18 protein-coding genes and 1 tRNA gene are annotated in these 13096 nt (G+C 61.7%); 9 read left to right on the forward strand and 10 right to left on the reverse strand.

Translation table 11 applies throughout. The features are described 5' to 3' along the window. The first annotated feature begins 134 nt into the window (after positions 1–134). Positions 135–210, forward strand: a tRNA-Phe gene (locus YUO_RS0115380). A gap of 790 nt (positions 211–1000) precedes the next feature. Here the strand turns inward: YUO_RS0115380 and YUO_RS0115385 are convergent. After that, positions 1001–1351: a nuclear transport factor 2 family protein gene (locus YUO_RS0115385; RefSeq protein ID WP_028348076.1), complete on the reverse strand. Its 351-nt coding sequence runs from the start codon at positions 1349–1351 to the stop codon at positions 1001–1003. A 328-nt stretch (positions 1352–1679) separates the two neighbouring features. Here YUO_RS0115385 and YUO_RS40805 point away from each other — a divergent pair, with 328 nt between their 5' ends. After that, positions 1680–3530: an adenylate/guanylate cyclase domain-containing protein gene (locus tag YUO_RS40805; protein ID WP_035726781.1), complete on the forward strand. Its 1851-nt coding sequence runs from the start codon at positions 1680–1682 to the stop codon at positions 3528–3530. Between the two features lie 25 nt (positions 3531–3555). On the opposite strand, the gene YUO_RS40810 is transcribed toward YUO_RS40805, so the two are convergent. Both YUO_RS40810 and YUO_RS40815 read right to left on the reverse strand, forming a co-directional pair. Then, positions 3556–4053 carry a YHS domain-containing (seleno)protein gene (locus tag YUO_RS40810; RefSeq protein ID WP_156908638.1) on the reverse strand — a complete coding sequence of 166 codons (498 nt, stop codon included), beginning with the start codon at positions 4051–4053 and terminating at the stop codon, positions 3556–3558. A gap of 152 nt (positions 4054–4205) precedes the next feature. Continuing rightward, positions 4206–4412, reverse strand: a complete 207-nt coding sequence (locus tag YUO_RS40815) for a helix-turn-helix transcriptional regulator (RefSeq protein WP_051379451.1) — start codon at positions 4410–4412, stop codon at positions 4206–4208. A gap of 413 nt (positions 4413–4825) precedes the next feature. Between YUO_RS40815 and YUO_RS43785 the strand changes: the two genes are divergently transcribed. Continuing rightward, complete coding sequence (locus YUO_RS43785; RefSeq protein ID WP_051379452.1) at positions 4826–6064, forward strand: CHRD domain-containing protein; 1239 nt, start codon at positions 4826–4828, stop codon at positions 6062–6064. Between the two features lie 79 nt (positions 6065–6143). Here YUO_RS43785 and YUO_RS40825 read toward each other — a convergent pair whose 3' ends face one another. Together YUO_RS40825 and YUO_RS0115420 are read right to left on the reverse strand one after the other, a co-directional pair. Next, positions 6144–6449 carry a HigA family addiction module antitoxin gene (locus tag YUO_RS40825; protein WP_063830298.1) on the reverse strand — a complete coding sequence of 102 codons (306 nt, stop codon included), beginning with the start codon at positions 6447–6449 and terminating at the stop codon, positions 6144–6146. Next, positions 6382–6981 carry a TetR/AcrR family transcriptional regulator gene (locus YUO_RS0115420; protein ID WP_028348077.1) on the reverse strand — a complete coding sequence of 200 codons (600 nt, stop codon included), beginning with the start codon at positions 6979–6981 and terminating at the stop codon, positions 6382–6384. Before YUO_RS0115420 ends, YUO_RS40825 begins: the two co-directional genes overlap by 68 nt. Before the next feature lie 132 nt (positions 6982–7113). Between YUO_RS0115420 and YUO_RS0115425 the strand changes: the two genes are divergently transcribed. The 3 genes from YUO_RS0115425 to YUO_RS0115435 all read left to right on the forward strand — a co-directional run bounded on the left by YUO_RS0115425 (position 7114) and on the right by YUO_RS0115435 (position 8158). Next, complete coding sequence (locus tag YUO_RS0115425; protein ID WP_028348078.1) at positions 7114–7491, forward strand: tautomerase family protein; 378 nt, start codon at positions 7114–7116, stop codon at positions 7489–7491. Between the two features lie 121 nt (positions 7492–7612). After that, positions 7613–7807, forward strand: coding sequence for a DUF3606 domain-containing protein (locus YUO_RS0115430; protein WP_028348079.1), 195 nt, complete (start codon positions 7613–7615; stop codon positions 7805–7807). Positions 7808–7867: 60 nt separating this feature from the next. Next, on the forward strand, positions 7868–8158 hold the full coding sequence (locus YUO_RS0115435; RefSeq protein ID WP_051379454.1) for a hypothetical protein: 291 nt from the start codon (positions 7868–7870) through the stop codon (positions 8156–8158). Positions 8159–8341: 183 nt separating this feature from the next. Here the strand turns inward: YUO_RS0115435 and YUO_RS0115440 are convergent, their stop codons facing one another. Both YUO_RS0115440 and YUO_RS0115445 read right to left on the reverse strand, forming a co-directional pair. Continuing rightward, positions 8342–8632: a hypothetical protein gene (locus tag YUO_RS0115440; protein WP_028348081.1), complete on the reverse strand. Its 291-nt coding sequence runs from the start codon at positions 8630–8632 to the stop codon at positions 8342–8344. A gap of 184 nt (positions 8633–8816) precedes the next feature. Further along, a complete protein-coding gene (locus tag YUO_RS0115445) occupies positions 8817–9311 on the reverse strand; it encodes a YciE/YciF ferroxidase family protein (RefSeq protein ID WP_028348082.1) in 495 nt (164 codons plus the stop codon). A gap of 210 nt (positions 9312–9521) precedes the next feature. On the opposite strand from YUO_RS0115445, the gene YUO_RS0115450 reads away from it, so the two are divergent. Both YUO_RS0115450 and YUO_RS0115455 read left to right on the forward strand, forming a co-directional pair. Beyond that, the gene (locus YUO_RS0115450; RefSeq protein WP_028348083.1) at positions 9522–9710 is read left to right on the forward strand and encodes a hypothetical protein; all 189 of its coding nucleotides are present in this window, start codon (positions 9522–9524) and stop codon (positions 9708–9710) included. Between the two features lie 320 nt (positions 9711–10030). Beyond that, positions 10031–10321, forward strand: coding sequence for a hypothetical protein (locus tag YUO_RS0115455; protein WP_028348084.1), 291 nt, complete (start codon positions 10031–10033; stop codon positions 10319–10321). 87 nt (positions 10322–10408) lie between these two features. On the opposite strand, the gene YUO_RS0115460 is transcribed toward YUO_RS0115455, so the two are convergent. From YUO_RS0115460 to YUO_RS0115470, 3 genes are all read right to left on the reverse strand, one after another. Then, positions 10409–10654 (reverse strand): PilZ domain-containing protein, encoded by a 246-nt coding sequence (locus tag YUO_RS0115460; RefSeq protein WP_028348085.1) that lies wholly within the window; start codon positions 10652–10654, stop codon positions 10409–10411. Between the two features lie 125 nt (positions 10655–10779). Continuing rightward, positions 10780–11808 carry an aldo/keto reductase gene (locus YUO_RS0115465; RefSeq protein WP_028348086.1) on the reverse strand — a complete coding sequence of 343 codons (1029 nt, stop codon included), beginning with the start codon at positions 11806–11808 and terminating at the stop codon, positions 10780–10782. A gap of 71 nt (positions 11809–11879) precedes the next feature. Next, a complete protein-coding gene (locus YUO_RS0115470) occupies positions 11880–12305 on the reverse strand; it encodes a PaaI family thioesterase (RefSeq protein WP_028348087.1) in 426 nt (141 codons plus the stop codon). 80 nt (positions 12306–12385) lie between these two features. Between YUO_RS0115470 and YUO_RS0115475 the strand changes: the two genes are divergently transcribed. Next, complete coding sequence (locus YUO_RS0115475) at positions 12386–13015, forward strand: NUDIX hydrolase (protein ID WP_028348088.1); 630 nt, start codon at positions 12386–12388, stop codon at positions 13013–13015. Positions 13016–13096 lie beyond the last annotated feature (81 nt).

The raw sequence follows: 13096 nt of genomic DNA on the forward strand, positions 1-13096 counted from the left end.
GTTCTGCCAAATATTTGGGGATGGATAAGAAGGCGGGCCGCGCCCAGCGAAGCCAACGGCGAAGCTGGGTGGACACAGCCCTCCGACCTCTCTATAAACCGCCCGCTCGGTGCGGCCCTTGGGCCTTCGAGTATGCCCAGGTAGCTCAGTTGGTAGAGCATGCGACTGAAAATCGCAGTGTCGGTGGTTCGATCCCGCCCCTGGGCACCATCAAGTTCCGTTTAGCCCGCTTCCTGAAAATGCTCGCCGAGCAAAGGCTCGTCCGGCGTGCTCGCAGAGCGAAGCCGCCCCTGGCACCAACCCGCCGCAGCCTCACTTCGACCGGTTGTGAGTTAGTCTCTGGGCTTGAGCTCGGACAACGAAATCCAACCATCATCAGCATGTGGCGGGTAGCGGAAGCGCTGGATGTCCCGATTGAATCATTCTTTGAGACAGAGCGGTCTCGCTCAAAGCTAACCGTCTCTTAGTTGCAGCGGCGCCCCCGCGCTTTGGTCCTGATCGCTACCGGACCCATAAGGCGACCAGGGCACACGCGAAACCTATCGCTAGGATGGCCGCAGCCGTTATGGTGACCAGGTCAACTGACCAGGGATGGGCCCGTCCGCCAATTAAGTCGAAGTGTCTGGAGTGTGCTTTGTCCCGGTATGTCTGAAGGCGCATGGCACGCACTCCTCTGCGCGTTGGATCGTCATTCAATCGGCGACTGCCAAGACAGTTCCTCGTGAGGCACCGCGGCCACCTGTCGCGAATCCGTCCGGATTACCCGACCAACGATTTGCACCGGGCCACTTGGCACGCACCGGTTCAATTTGGGCGTGCCCTAAGTGAATCGCCCAAGGCTTGGTTCAATAAATCTAACCCGCCCCTGGGCACCATCCAGTTCCGTTTAGCCCGCATCCTCAAAGTACCAGCCGCGCGAAGGCTCGTCCCGGCGTAGCCCGAAGGGGCGAAGCCGGATGGTTCGATCCCGCCCCTGGGCACTTTCTGTCTCTCGAAGCGATCAATAAAAGAACCGCTCCTCGACGATCTTGCCGTCCTTGACGGTGTAGAGGCCGATTTCGTCCATCTGCGTGCGCTGGCCGGTCGCCTTGGGCGTCACGTCGATCTTGAAGCGGAGGGCGAAGCGATCGCCGTTTACATAGGGTCCCTCGGCTTCGAAGCTGTGCACGTCATGATTGGCGGTCCACCATTCGCCCTTGCCGTGCACCGCCGCGCGGCCACGGACCTCGCGCATAGGCCCCTCCTGGGCCTCATAGCTCACGACGTCGTCCGACCAGAAGCGCTCCGCCTCGTCGAACTTGCCGGCTTTGAGTGCGGCAGTGAACTGCTTGGCGACCTCGGCGGTGCTCATGACGATTCCTCCCACGCTTGCTCTAGCTATATATCGTGAGATCTTGTCAATGATGTGGACCGCACGATCCTGCGGGGCAACAAGCGTGCCTCGGATGAGCGAAGCGACATCCGGGTTTTGGTTGGTGGCCACCAATCTCGATCACGGCGCAGAGGGGGGCGCAACCATCGCGGATTTCATGGATCGGCTCGCTTGATGTCAATCGCCACGCGCACGGGCGCGGCGCCATAGCAGGCAGTTGCCGAAATGGTGTAAACTTCCTCTGTCGTATCCGCCGCGGCCATGAGATTGGCTGCGGGACGATTCTTTCGGCAGAAGGCAAGCGCCCATGGCCAATGTCGATGCCGACCGCAAGCTAGTCGCAGTCCTTTGCGCCGATGTTGTCGGCTACAGCCGGATGATCGGGGAGGACGAAGAAGGGACGCTGGCGGCGCTTGCCGCACACATGAGCGAACTGATCGAGCCGGCGATGGCTCGTCACCATGGCCGTATCGTCAAGACGACGGGCGACGGAATCCTCGCCGAATTCGCGAGCCCCGTCGCCGCGGCCCGCTGCGCGTTTGAGATTCAGGAGGGCCTTCGAGGGCGAAATGCTGATGTCCCCGAGCCCAAGCGGCAGTGGCTGCGCATCGGGCTCAACCTCGGCGACGTCATTGTCCTCGGCGGCGACATTTTCGGCGATGCTGTCAATGTGACCGTACGTCTGCAATCACTCGCCGAGCCCGGGAGCGTGTATGCGTCCGCAGCGGTCGTCGACCAGCTGCGTGGTCATCTCGGATTCGCATGGGACGATCTTGGCGAGAAATCGCTGAAGAACATCTCGCGACCGGTCAAGGTATTTCGCCTGGCGCCGGCGAGCCCGACAACGACACCGCGGCCAGGCTTGGCGAAGATTTGGCAGCCCACGTTCCTGCATCCTAAGTTCTTGCATGTTGTCGGCGCGGCGGCGCTCGCCGCAATTGTCGTGGTCATGGCGTATGTCTGGTTGCGGGCGCCATCGCCGGCGACGATGCCGAGCTTGGCTGTGCTGCCGTTCGTGAACCAAACCGGGGATCCCGCCGACGACTATTTCAGCGATGGGGTCACTGGGGACGTCATCAACGCGCTTGGGCGCTTCTCGGCGCTGAGGGTCATGGCTTATGCCGCTGTGCTTCCGTACAAGCACAAAGGGGCAACGGCCGAGATCGGTCGCTCACTCGGCGTCCGGTACCTGGTCGAAGGGAACGTGCGGCGGGCGGCCGATCGCGTGCGCGTGTCCACCCGACTTACCGATGCCCAGCAAGGCATCTTGCTCTGGTCGGAGCAGTTCGAAAAGCCGCTCAAGGACGTCTTCGACGTCCAGGACGCTATTGCGCTGCGGGTCGCCGGGACCCTTGCTGCCAGCGTCTCCCGCATCGAACAGCAGCGCGCGCTTGCCAAGCGCCCCAACAATCTCGACGCCTACGACCAGGTGCTGCGTGGACGCGCAGCGCTGACGCGACTGTCACGAGCCACGAATCGCGAGGCGCGGCAGCTCCTCGAGCAGGCCTTGCAGCTCGACCCTAACTACGCAGCTGCATATGCTTTGCTTGGGCTTGCCTATCGCGATATGGCGGTTCACGGTTGGACCGAGTTTCCCGCCGAAACGGTCGCGCGGGCCGAGGAACTCGCCCGAAAGGCGTTGGCCATCGACCCGGATAATCTCGACGCTCACCGGCTGTTGAGCCAAGTGCACAACATTCAGTTCCAATACGAGCGGGCTCTGGTGGAAACTGACCGTGCCCTTGCGCTCAACCCGAGCGACGCGGTCAGCTACGGTGAGCGAGGCGAAACTCTCCTTTGGGTGGGTCGCTTCGAGGAGGCAATTGCCGCGCTCGAGATGGGGCTTACCCTTGATCCGAACCTGCCGGCCCAATACGTCGTCGCCCTCGGAACGGCCTATTACATCTCTCGCCGTCACAGCGACGCGGTGCGGTTTCTCGAGCGCGAAGCTTTGCGCATGCCGGAGAACGTCTTTATTCCAGTGGTTCTGGCAGCGGCCTATGGCCAACTCGGCCGCACCGCCGAGGCCCGGAGCGCGGCCGGGACGGTCAGACGCAAGTTACCCGTCTTCGAGCCGCAGACATTCGGTTCACGTTTTCAGAACCGGGAGCACCATGAGTATCTCACTGAAGGTCTGCGGAAGGCTGGCCTGACGTGAACCGCGCGGCGTGCCGGCCGCGGCGTCATTGAGTAAGCTTTGTGCCAATCGGCGCGTCTTTCAGCTTTTCCCAATTGGCCGCTCCCGCGGCGGCGGTCCCTTGCGGGTCAGCCTGAAAACGCGCCTGGGCTGCCGGAGTACGGAACACAAAGAGACGACCGTCATGAACGAGCCAATTCTCAGGGTTCGCCTCGACCTTCACGCCCATGGACATTCCCCCGGCACAATAGCCGGCAAACTGCGGGGCATAGCGGTCCGGCGCGGCGCGGAACAGCGTCATATGCTGAGCCGAGGCAAAGCGGTAGCGTGCCTCATCCCAGGCATACTCGAACTCAGACTTGCCGAGCGTCGGTCGCCCCTCGGTGAAATAGGCAACCGTATCGAAGCCCTTGAGCGCGAGCCGTAGCGTGTCCGTTTGACCGGAGACTTGCGCGTGCGCCAAGCTACCAGGGAAGGTTATGAAGGTTATGGTGAGAAGCAGCGCCGCGGTCATTACAGGCAGAACATTCCGTCGATTCAGCATGGAACTTCTCCCACTACGAGCGACGTACCGGTGGACGATAGCATCGGTTGCTTGAGTTCAGAAAACACAGCCCCGCGAGCTTCCCGAGCAGCTTATGGAATTACGGTGACAGTGCACTAATCATTCCTGTCTGATTAAGTATACTGTCGCTCTCACGCCGCCTTGTAAGACGCGATCTTCTTGATCTGCGGCGCGAGCGCGTCTTCGGCCGTTTCGAGATCGAAGTGCGCCTGAATGTTCATCCAGAACGCAGCGCCCGTGTTGAAGAACTTGCCGAGCCGCGGCGCGGTGTCGGCCGTAACGGGCTTCTCTTCGCCGCGATGCGCTCGATCCGGGTATGCGGCTAGGTGCGGTCGCAAGCCTTGCCCGGATGCGCGAAGCGATATTCGGCTTTAGTGCTGATCCCCGTATGTTGCTTCGCTCATACGCCTACTTGCTGCAGCGAGGCCATCGCGGAGCAAAGTCGGAGGCTTGGAACCAAACACAAGTTCAGCGTCGGCAACCGGACATTGCATCACAATGTCTCGATCGTGCTGAAAAATCACAATGGCGCCCGGTCAACGGTCTACAGCGGCGGACGCTAAGTTGGCGCGATCCAGCGATCCCTTGTTCTCGGCCGAAATACCGCGAGAAGGATAACGCGCCGATTCCGCGATAGCGGAGCGACGCGGCGCCTAATCCATGCCGGCGCGAGCCGGGTGCAACATCTGCCACATGTGCAGGCCGGCGTCGCTGGCCGCCAGACCTGCTGAGCAAAGAGCAGGAGGCTCTCATGTCCACAGCGTTCCGCGTGGTTCTCGAAGGCACTCAGGAAGTCCCCCCGAATAACTCGACTGCGAGCGGTCTTGGCACCGTCATCTTTGACAGCACGGAAGTCGCCGCGAGCTATACGTTTCAGATCGAAGGCGTCGATTATGGCCCGATTACGGGCGGTCCCGCCCAGACGCCGTCGACCGACGACGACGTCATCTCCACGCATTTTCACAATCAAGTGCGAGGAGCGAACGGGCCCGTTGTCTTCGGGCAGATCAACCCGGCACAGGACGAGGATGATCTCAACATCGCCCTGAATGTGGATGGCTCCTGGACGGTAAGTGGTCGATGGGAGACGACGGACCCCGCCAGCGTTCCGATCACCGACTTCGCCGACGAATTCGGCACAGCTACGGTGGGAACGGAGATCCCGATCTATTTCAACGTTCATACGAATCAATTTCAAGGGGGCGAGATTCGAGGTCAGTTGATCGCCATCGCGGATGACAACGACAACGTTGTCGTCGGAACGCCGGGCGACGATTTTCTTCCCGGGCTCGGCGGCAATGACATCATCCGTGGCCTTGCCGGCAACGACAGACTTGAAGGCGGCGACGGCGACGACATTATCAGGGGCGGCCAGGGAGACGACGATATCAATACAGGCGCTGGCAATGACCTGGTTTTCGGCGGTCAAGGCAACGATACCGTCGGCGGCATGGCCGGAAGCGATACAGTCTTCGGCGGTGCTGGCGATGACTTCATCGCCTGGAACGACCCTACGGGCGATGTCGTGTTTGGGGACGCCGGGAATGACACGCTGCGAGGCGGCGACGCTGCCGCGGACACGATCTTTGGTGGTGGGGGCGACGACCTCATCCGGGCGGTCGCTAACCAGCAGTTGGCGGATCATGCGCCCGACCGCCTGTTCGGAGACCGCGGCAATGACACCATCATCGGCGGCAATGCTGATGATACGATCGAAGGCGGCGCCGGTGACGACACCCTCGCAGGCTTCGGTGGGGCCGATCAGTTCATCTTTCGCGAGTCTGAACCAGGCAATGATCTCATCACCGACTTCGACGTAACGCAGGACGTCGTGGTGTTGGACGGCTTTGGAGCCGACTTCGATCCGCTGGACAATCTGAGTGCGGCAGCTTCGGGTACCACCCTTGATCTCGGCGAGGGCAATCAGGTGGTGTTCGTGGGTCTCCTTCCGACCGAGTTTGACGCCGCGAATTTCCTCGTGACCGCTTGAGGTCGCGGAGGCGGGCCGGATCTACGGCCCGCCTCCGGCATGCCTGTTGGGAATTACGGTGACAGTGTACCAAACACGGCTAGATTAAGTGCGCCATCGCTCTCACGCCGCCTTGTAAGACGCGCGAGATCTTCTTGATTTGCGGCGCGAGTTCATCTTCGGCCGTTTCGAGATCGCAGCGCGCCTGAATGTTCATCCAGAACGCAGCACCGGTGCTGAAGAACTTGCCGAGCCGCAGAGCGGTGTCGGCCGTCACGGGCTTTTCCTCGTGCGCGATGCGTTCGACCCGGATTGGAGCGCAGCGAACACGCTTTGCTCTAGCGGCCCGCTCCGCCAAGCACGAGATCGATCGTATGCCTCGCAATCTTCCGAAGCTGGGCCTCATCGCCAAAAGCGCGTTCGAGCACGGCCAAGCCGCGCGTCACGGTGACGATGTGTAGTGCAGCGGTTCCAGGGTCACCGTTGAACTCGCCTCGCTTGACGCCCCCTGACAAGGCTTCCTGAACGAGGTCGGTGATGCGCGCCACCAGATCCGCGAAGGTCTTGCGCGCGCTCTCATCCAGGCCTTCGCCTTCGACCGACGCCAGTTCCATCAGTCCTCGCGTGGTGGGGCATCCGCGGGGCGGCGAGCCGGAACGGAAGTTTTTTATGGTCAGATCGAAAAATGCCGTGAGGCGCTTTCGCAAGGTCCCGGAGCCGAGCGCCTTTTGGACAGAGCCGAGATACTCGCTCGCATAGCGCTCATAGGCGCAAAGAAACAGCGCTTCCTTGCTGCCGAAGGCATTGTAGAGACTGCCGCGCTGGACACCGGCGTCACGCGCAATGTCTGACAGAGACGTGCCGCGCACCCCCTTGCGCCAGAATTGATCGAACGCGATGCGCAGGACGTCGTCGTGGTCGAACTCTCGCGGTCTCATGTTTCTCTTCTCCACTCCATAGGTCCTATCGCGATCGCAAAAAATATTTGACATGGCGTCAATAATTGATATGGTTTTTAGGCATCGTGTCAAAAACTACCGGATAGCTCACTTCGTCAAGGAGGATCCGCGATGCCGCTCATTCACATCTCTCTGCGCGCCGGAAAGCCGGAAGCCTACCGGCAGGCGATCTTCGACAGCCTTTACCGCGCGATGCTGGACACGCTCAGTGTGCCCGAAGACGACCAGTTCATGACCATTACCGAGCATGACGCTGCGAACTTCCGCTACGGCGATGCCTATGGCGTCGCGCGGAGCGACGATGTCGTGTTCATTCAGATTACCATGTTCAACACCCGCGCCCTCGAACAGAAGAAAGCGCTGTTCCGACGGACGGCGGAGTTGCTCGCCGAAAGCCCCGGCATCCGGCCGGAGAACGTGTTCGTGAACGTTCTCGAGGCCGCGAAAGAGAATTGGTCGGTCGGCCACGGCCTCGCGCAATTCGCGTAAATGATGTGGCGAACTGGCTGCGACCTCCACCGCAGTCCAGCGCAGCAAGCGTAGCCGGGATGACTAGGAACTCCGTTCCATATCTCGCGTTGCATCGCGGGGCATCTGGAGGAAATGCGAAATGGCGAAGAAAGCGAAGAAGTCGCTGCGGGCACGCAATCAGGATCGTGCGCGCGTGGCCGGCGGGCAGGATTACGAGGTACGGTACATCGCAAAGAAGACTCGCAAGTCGGCCTCGGCGGTGAAGAAAGCGATCAGGAAAGTAGGTAGCAGCCGCAAGCGGGTGGTGAAGGCGCTGAGGGGGAAGAAAAGGTAAATTCCTTAAGGAACGGACACGCTCCAATCCGTTTGGTTCACCGGAAGATGGAGTTGGTGCATGCAGCAGCCTTCGAAAAGAGCCAGGATCGGCTCGGGGCAAATCGTACTGCTCATTGTGCTTGCTGCTCTGCTTGTCCTTACCGGCGTGTGGGCCGCGTACGTCTGGAACGCAAGCAGCGACGTTCCGATGAGCACGCACGGCTGGATCGCGCTTGGCCTTGGCACGTTCTTCTCGCTTCTGATCGGATGCGGCCTGATGGCGCTGATGTTCTTCAGCAGCCGAAGCGGTTACGACGAGGCCGCCAGTCCGCATCTCAAAGAGCGCAGCGAGAGCGAAGATCGGACGTGAGTCTGTTCGATCGAGACGTCCCGTCTTCTGCCGCACGCGTAGCCAGGATGAGCGACTTGTCCGCCGTAGCTCGAACAGCGTAGGCAGAAGCGACATCGGGTTTTGGTCGGTGCCCTCCCGCATATCGCTTTGCTTATGCGGGCTACTTGCTTGCTGCTTGCCGCCATCCTGCAGCGACTGCGCCTAAATCCCGAACACGCTGAAGATCGCGCCGACGATCGCCGCGATGACGGCCAGCACGCCGAAGATAACGGTGGCCACAGCATCGAGCAGCATTTCGACCAGATCCGACGCGGAGCTTGCTGCAACGATTACGATGCAGCAACCGGCTCCGATCAGCATCGATGTAACCATGCTGAACACCATGATCCACAGCACGGTAAAGACCAGCCCGCCGAGAATCACCGCCACGGCGATGCGGCGGAAAGGGCTGCTGCTCGATGCAGACCGTGCGGCTGGCTCTGGCGAATTCATGACGGGCAATCCTCTATCATCCGGATTGTCGTCGCCGGGCCGGAGAAGGTTCAACCGAACCTGAATGTCGCGCGCTCAGCGAAGGCTGTCAGCGCGTGTCGCCGTCCTGAGCGGCAGCGTCGCATGCGCGGACGCTGCACCTCATGCTGGCGCGGATGAAGCGTTTGCGAGCGCCAGCCCGAAGTCACGCCGCCAGCGCATCCGGATTGACCTCACCCTTGGCGATATCGGTGAGTAGCGCATCGATCTCTTTCTCTTCCATCAGGCTCTCGTGCAGCGTCGCCTGGTCGTTGCGCAATTCCAACTGGCCGGCCAGCGCGGCGGCCGAGCCGTAGGCGGCGATTTCATAGTGCTCGAGCTTCTGGACGGATGCGATCAGGCCGGCATCGCGAAGATCGTCGCCCTCCAGCATGCCGAGCATCTTCCGGCTCTCACGGATGAGCGCCTCCATGGCCTGGTCGACATGCGCTGTCGGGTCTGCGCTATGCTGGCGAAGGATCGCCACAAGGCGGTGCTTCTGCGTGACCGTCTCCGCGTGATGGTCCACCAGCGCATCCTTGAGCGCTGGGTGCGATGCCGCCGCCGCCGTCCGCAGCAGTGCTTCCGCGAGTTGGTCTTCGACGCTCACCAGTTCCTGCAATTCGGCAATGTACATGTCCTTGAAATTCTTGATCTCCATGACGAACTCCTTCTCTCAGGATGCGGATGAGGCTTCCGGCAGCAGCGCTGCACCGTCTTCGGAAGTAACCTGCACGAGCCGAGCGGCCTGTTTCGCTTTCGAGGCCTGCGATATCATCCAACGAGGCCACGACGCATCTGGTTCCGGTCCAAGACCTGATCGAAGAGACCCGATCGAAGAGGTCTGATCGAAGACCCAAGAGGTGCTGCGATGACGGAATGGTACTTCGTCTGGGTGGAAGGCCTGCGAGGGCCTGCGCCGCAGAAATGGTCATCGGATGGGCTTTGGGGGCAGGTCGGGCGTCAGGACGTCATCGTGCGTTTTGCGCTGAGCGACGAAGAAGCGCATCTGCCGCTCGACGAACTGGCAAGGCGCCATCCCATTCCCGACGGGAAATAGCCGGCGGTTCGCTGGAACTTTTCCGCATGGTTCCCTGCGGTGCAGCGGATGCGCGAGATTTCAGAGATCCTTTTTGCGGAACATTGCGAATTTAATTTTGTTGCCCGCTTGAAGCGGCGCCAAGAGGCACCACTGTCCCGACTTCAATTCGGCTTGCTTGCGGAATTGAAAGCGAAGCTGCGAACCGGCGCATGGCGCCGGTGGGGACGAGCGATCAGGATCCGACACGCTTGACGTCAATTCCCTCCGCAGAAAAGCCGCGCGCGGTCAAGGCCGTCGCGCGGTGCTCACCAACCAGAAGCCAAGTAAGGAGATCGTGCATGAAACTGAACTCGGCACAGGTGGAACGCGCTCTGACGCAATTCGAAGCCCAGGCGCTTCCCGACGATCATCCGGTGGTTCCGCAGCTAGCCAGCATGTTTGGGGATCATACATTCTTCCTCGACAGCGGCGGGCTCAACGTCCTGGAGCCGACCGAGGCCTCCGAGCGGGAGACCACAATCGGCATGATCGTAAACCTTGCTTACTGGAGCGATGAGACGCTGACGAAATTGTCGCCACACGAGCCCGAGCCCACAGGCGTGATCGTCAGCCTCGAATCCAGACACTGACTCTTCGAGTCCGCGACTCGGCGTGTGGTCAAATGATTTGTCGTGCGCGGTTGCGTGCCGCGCGCGATGATCGCTGGCGCGCGCCGGTCAGGTTTCGAAATGAACCCCGATCCGCGTCTCTTTGCGCCAGACGACGCGGCACGGCACATGGATGTGGTGGGCTTCGATCACCAGCGTGAAGCGTTCGGGAATGCCGACGGGAGAGCTCACCTCGAGCGCAGCGCCGGTTTCGGAGAGGTTGCGCACGGTGCAATCGATGACGGCGCCGCCGCCAAACGAAATCTTGCCCCCCTTTAGCAGCCGACGCCGTGGTGCAATTCTGTGCTCGTCCACCACATGGACCTCCCAATGGACCTCCCACCTGAACAGGGAACTTTCTACAGGCGAGGTTACTATCCCGTTATCGAGCGTTCCGGCCCGGGTACAGCGCCAGGTTGTGGGTTGCTGTGGAACCGGCTTTAGCTCATCGAGCTTGGGCCATCCGTCCGCGCCCGCCGCCCTTCGATCGGATAGGCCGGGTCGTTGAACCCCGGCGTCGAGGGATGGCCGCTCGCTACCAGCCGGTCGATCAGCGCCTCGTCCTCCGCCGTGAAGCGATAGTCCAGCGCCTGGATATAATCATCCCATTGCTGTTCGGTTCGGGGGCCCGCGATCACCCCGCTCACGAATGACGAATTCAGCACCCAGGAAACCGCGAACTGCCCGGCGGTGATGCCGCGCGCTTCGGCGTGCTGCTTGATATCCTGGGCGAGCTGCAGCGATTCCGCCCGCCATTCGGTCTGCATCATGCGCTTGTCGGCGCGCCCCGCGCGCGTGTCCTGGTCGGGTGCCGCGTCCGGCCTGTACTTGCCGGTCAGCACCCCGCGCGCCAAGGGGCTATAGGGCACGATGCCGAGGCCGTAATAGCCACAAGCCGGAAAGTGCTCGACCTCCGGCATCCGGTTCATGGCGTTGTAATAGGGCTGGCTGACGATCGGGCGATCGATGCCGTTGTTGTCGCAGATGTTGCAGATCTCGGCGACGCGCCAGGCACGGTAGTTGGAGACGCCAAAATAGCGGATCTTGCCCTGGCGTATCAAATCGCCCATCGCGCGCACCGTCTCCTCCAGCGGAGTCGCGTGGTCCTCCTTGTGCAGATAATAGATGTCGATGAAATCGGTGCCCAGTCGTTGCAGGCTTTCGTCTGCGGCCTGCATCACCCAGCGTCGTGACAGCCCGCCGCGATTGGGATCGTCGCCGATCTTGTTGGCGAGTTTGGTTGCCAGAATCCAGTTCGTGCGATTGTTTGAAATGGCGCGGCCGACCACCTGCTCGGACTGGCCGCCATTATAGGCATCCGCGGTGTCGATGAAGTTGACGCCGGCCTCGCGCGCTTTCGCAACGATCCGCGACGACGTCGCTTCATCGGTCGGGCCGCCGAACATCATGGTGCCCAGGCAGATCGGTGAAATCTTCAGGCCGCTGCGGCCGAGTTGGCGGTATTGCATTGGGGTGGGTCCTCCATCATGGGCCGTCATTCCGGGAGGGCGCGTTAGCACCAGACCCGGAATGACGGCGTCTAACCCTCGCTTTTCAATATCTTGAACACGCCGCTCGCCATCGCGATACAGCGTTTGTCGACCGTCACTTCGGTCGTGATGAAAATCAGGCTGCGGGTGGAGCGCACCACGTGCGGCCTCGACACCAATACCTCGCCGATCTTGCCGGCTTCAACAAAGTGCGTATCGAGCTGCACGGTCGCCAGCGTCGGCTTGCCGGAGACGAAGCGGGCGGTCATGCCGCAGGTGCGGTCGGCGAAGGTCATGATGACGCCGCCTTGCACCAGGCCGCGGCGGTTGTGGTGCTTGTCCTCGGTGGCAAGCGCGTATTCATGCACGCCGTCGACGACGCGCTGCCACAGCGGGCCGATCAGGTGCAGGAAGCCGGAGGTTTCGACGATCTTCCAGCCGTCGGATTTGAGCTTGTCCGCGGCCTTGGCTGTCATGTCGTGCTTTCCGTTTCCCGCGGGCTATCTTGCTGTCCGGGGTCATTTCATCTGATGCGCTGGTGTTGTAGTCAAGCGGGATGGCCAGGCCATTTGACGATACCACACGGCGGAATATTGCAGAGCTTTGCGCGGCATTTGCGCGGGCGCCCTCGGAGCGCGCAGAGCCTGAGCTGAAGCGCGCCGCAGTCGCCATCGCGCTGACGGAAGCCGAGAGCGGCCCGGGCACCACATTTCTGTTGACCCGCCGCGCTGCAAGCCTGCGCGCCCACGCTGCCCAATGGGCGTTGCCGGGCGGACGCTGCGACCACGGCGAGACGCCGGCGCAGGCCGCGTTGCGCGAGCTCCACGAAGAACTCGGCGTCGGCCTCGGCGAAAGCGATGTGCTGGGCCTGCTCGACGATTACCCGACGCGCTCAGGCTATCTGATCACGCCGGTGGTGGTCTGGGTCGGTACGAGCGCCGATATCATCCCCAATCCGGCGGAGGTCGCCTCGGTGCATCGCGTCGCGCTCGATGACATCGAGCGAGCCGACGTCTTCAGCTTCACCAGGATTCCCGAAAGCACGCGGCGCGTAATCCGCTTCCGCCATGCCGGCCAGCACATCCACGCGCCAACGGCGGCGCTGATCTATCAATTTGCCGAAGTGCTGGCGGGCCGCGCGACCCGCGTGGCCGAACTCGAGCAGCCGGTGTTCGCCTGGAAATAGAGTCGGCGCTAGCCGCCGAAACGGTTGCTCATCTCACCATGTGAGAGAGCGTGCTCACGCAGCGCGGGTTGCGGATGTCGG

This window comes from Bradyrhizobium murdochi, assembly GCF_000472965.1.
Classification (GTDB): domain Bacteria; phylum Pseudomonadota; class Alphaproteobacteria; order Rhizobiales; family Xanthobacteraceae; genus Bradyrhizobium; species Bradyrhizobium murdochi.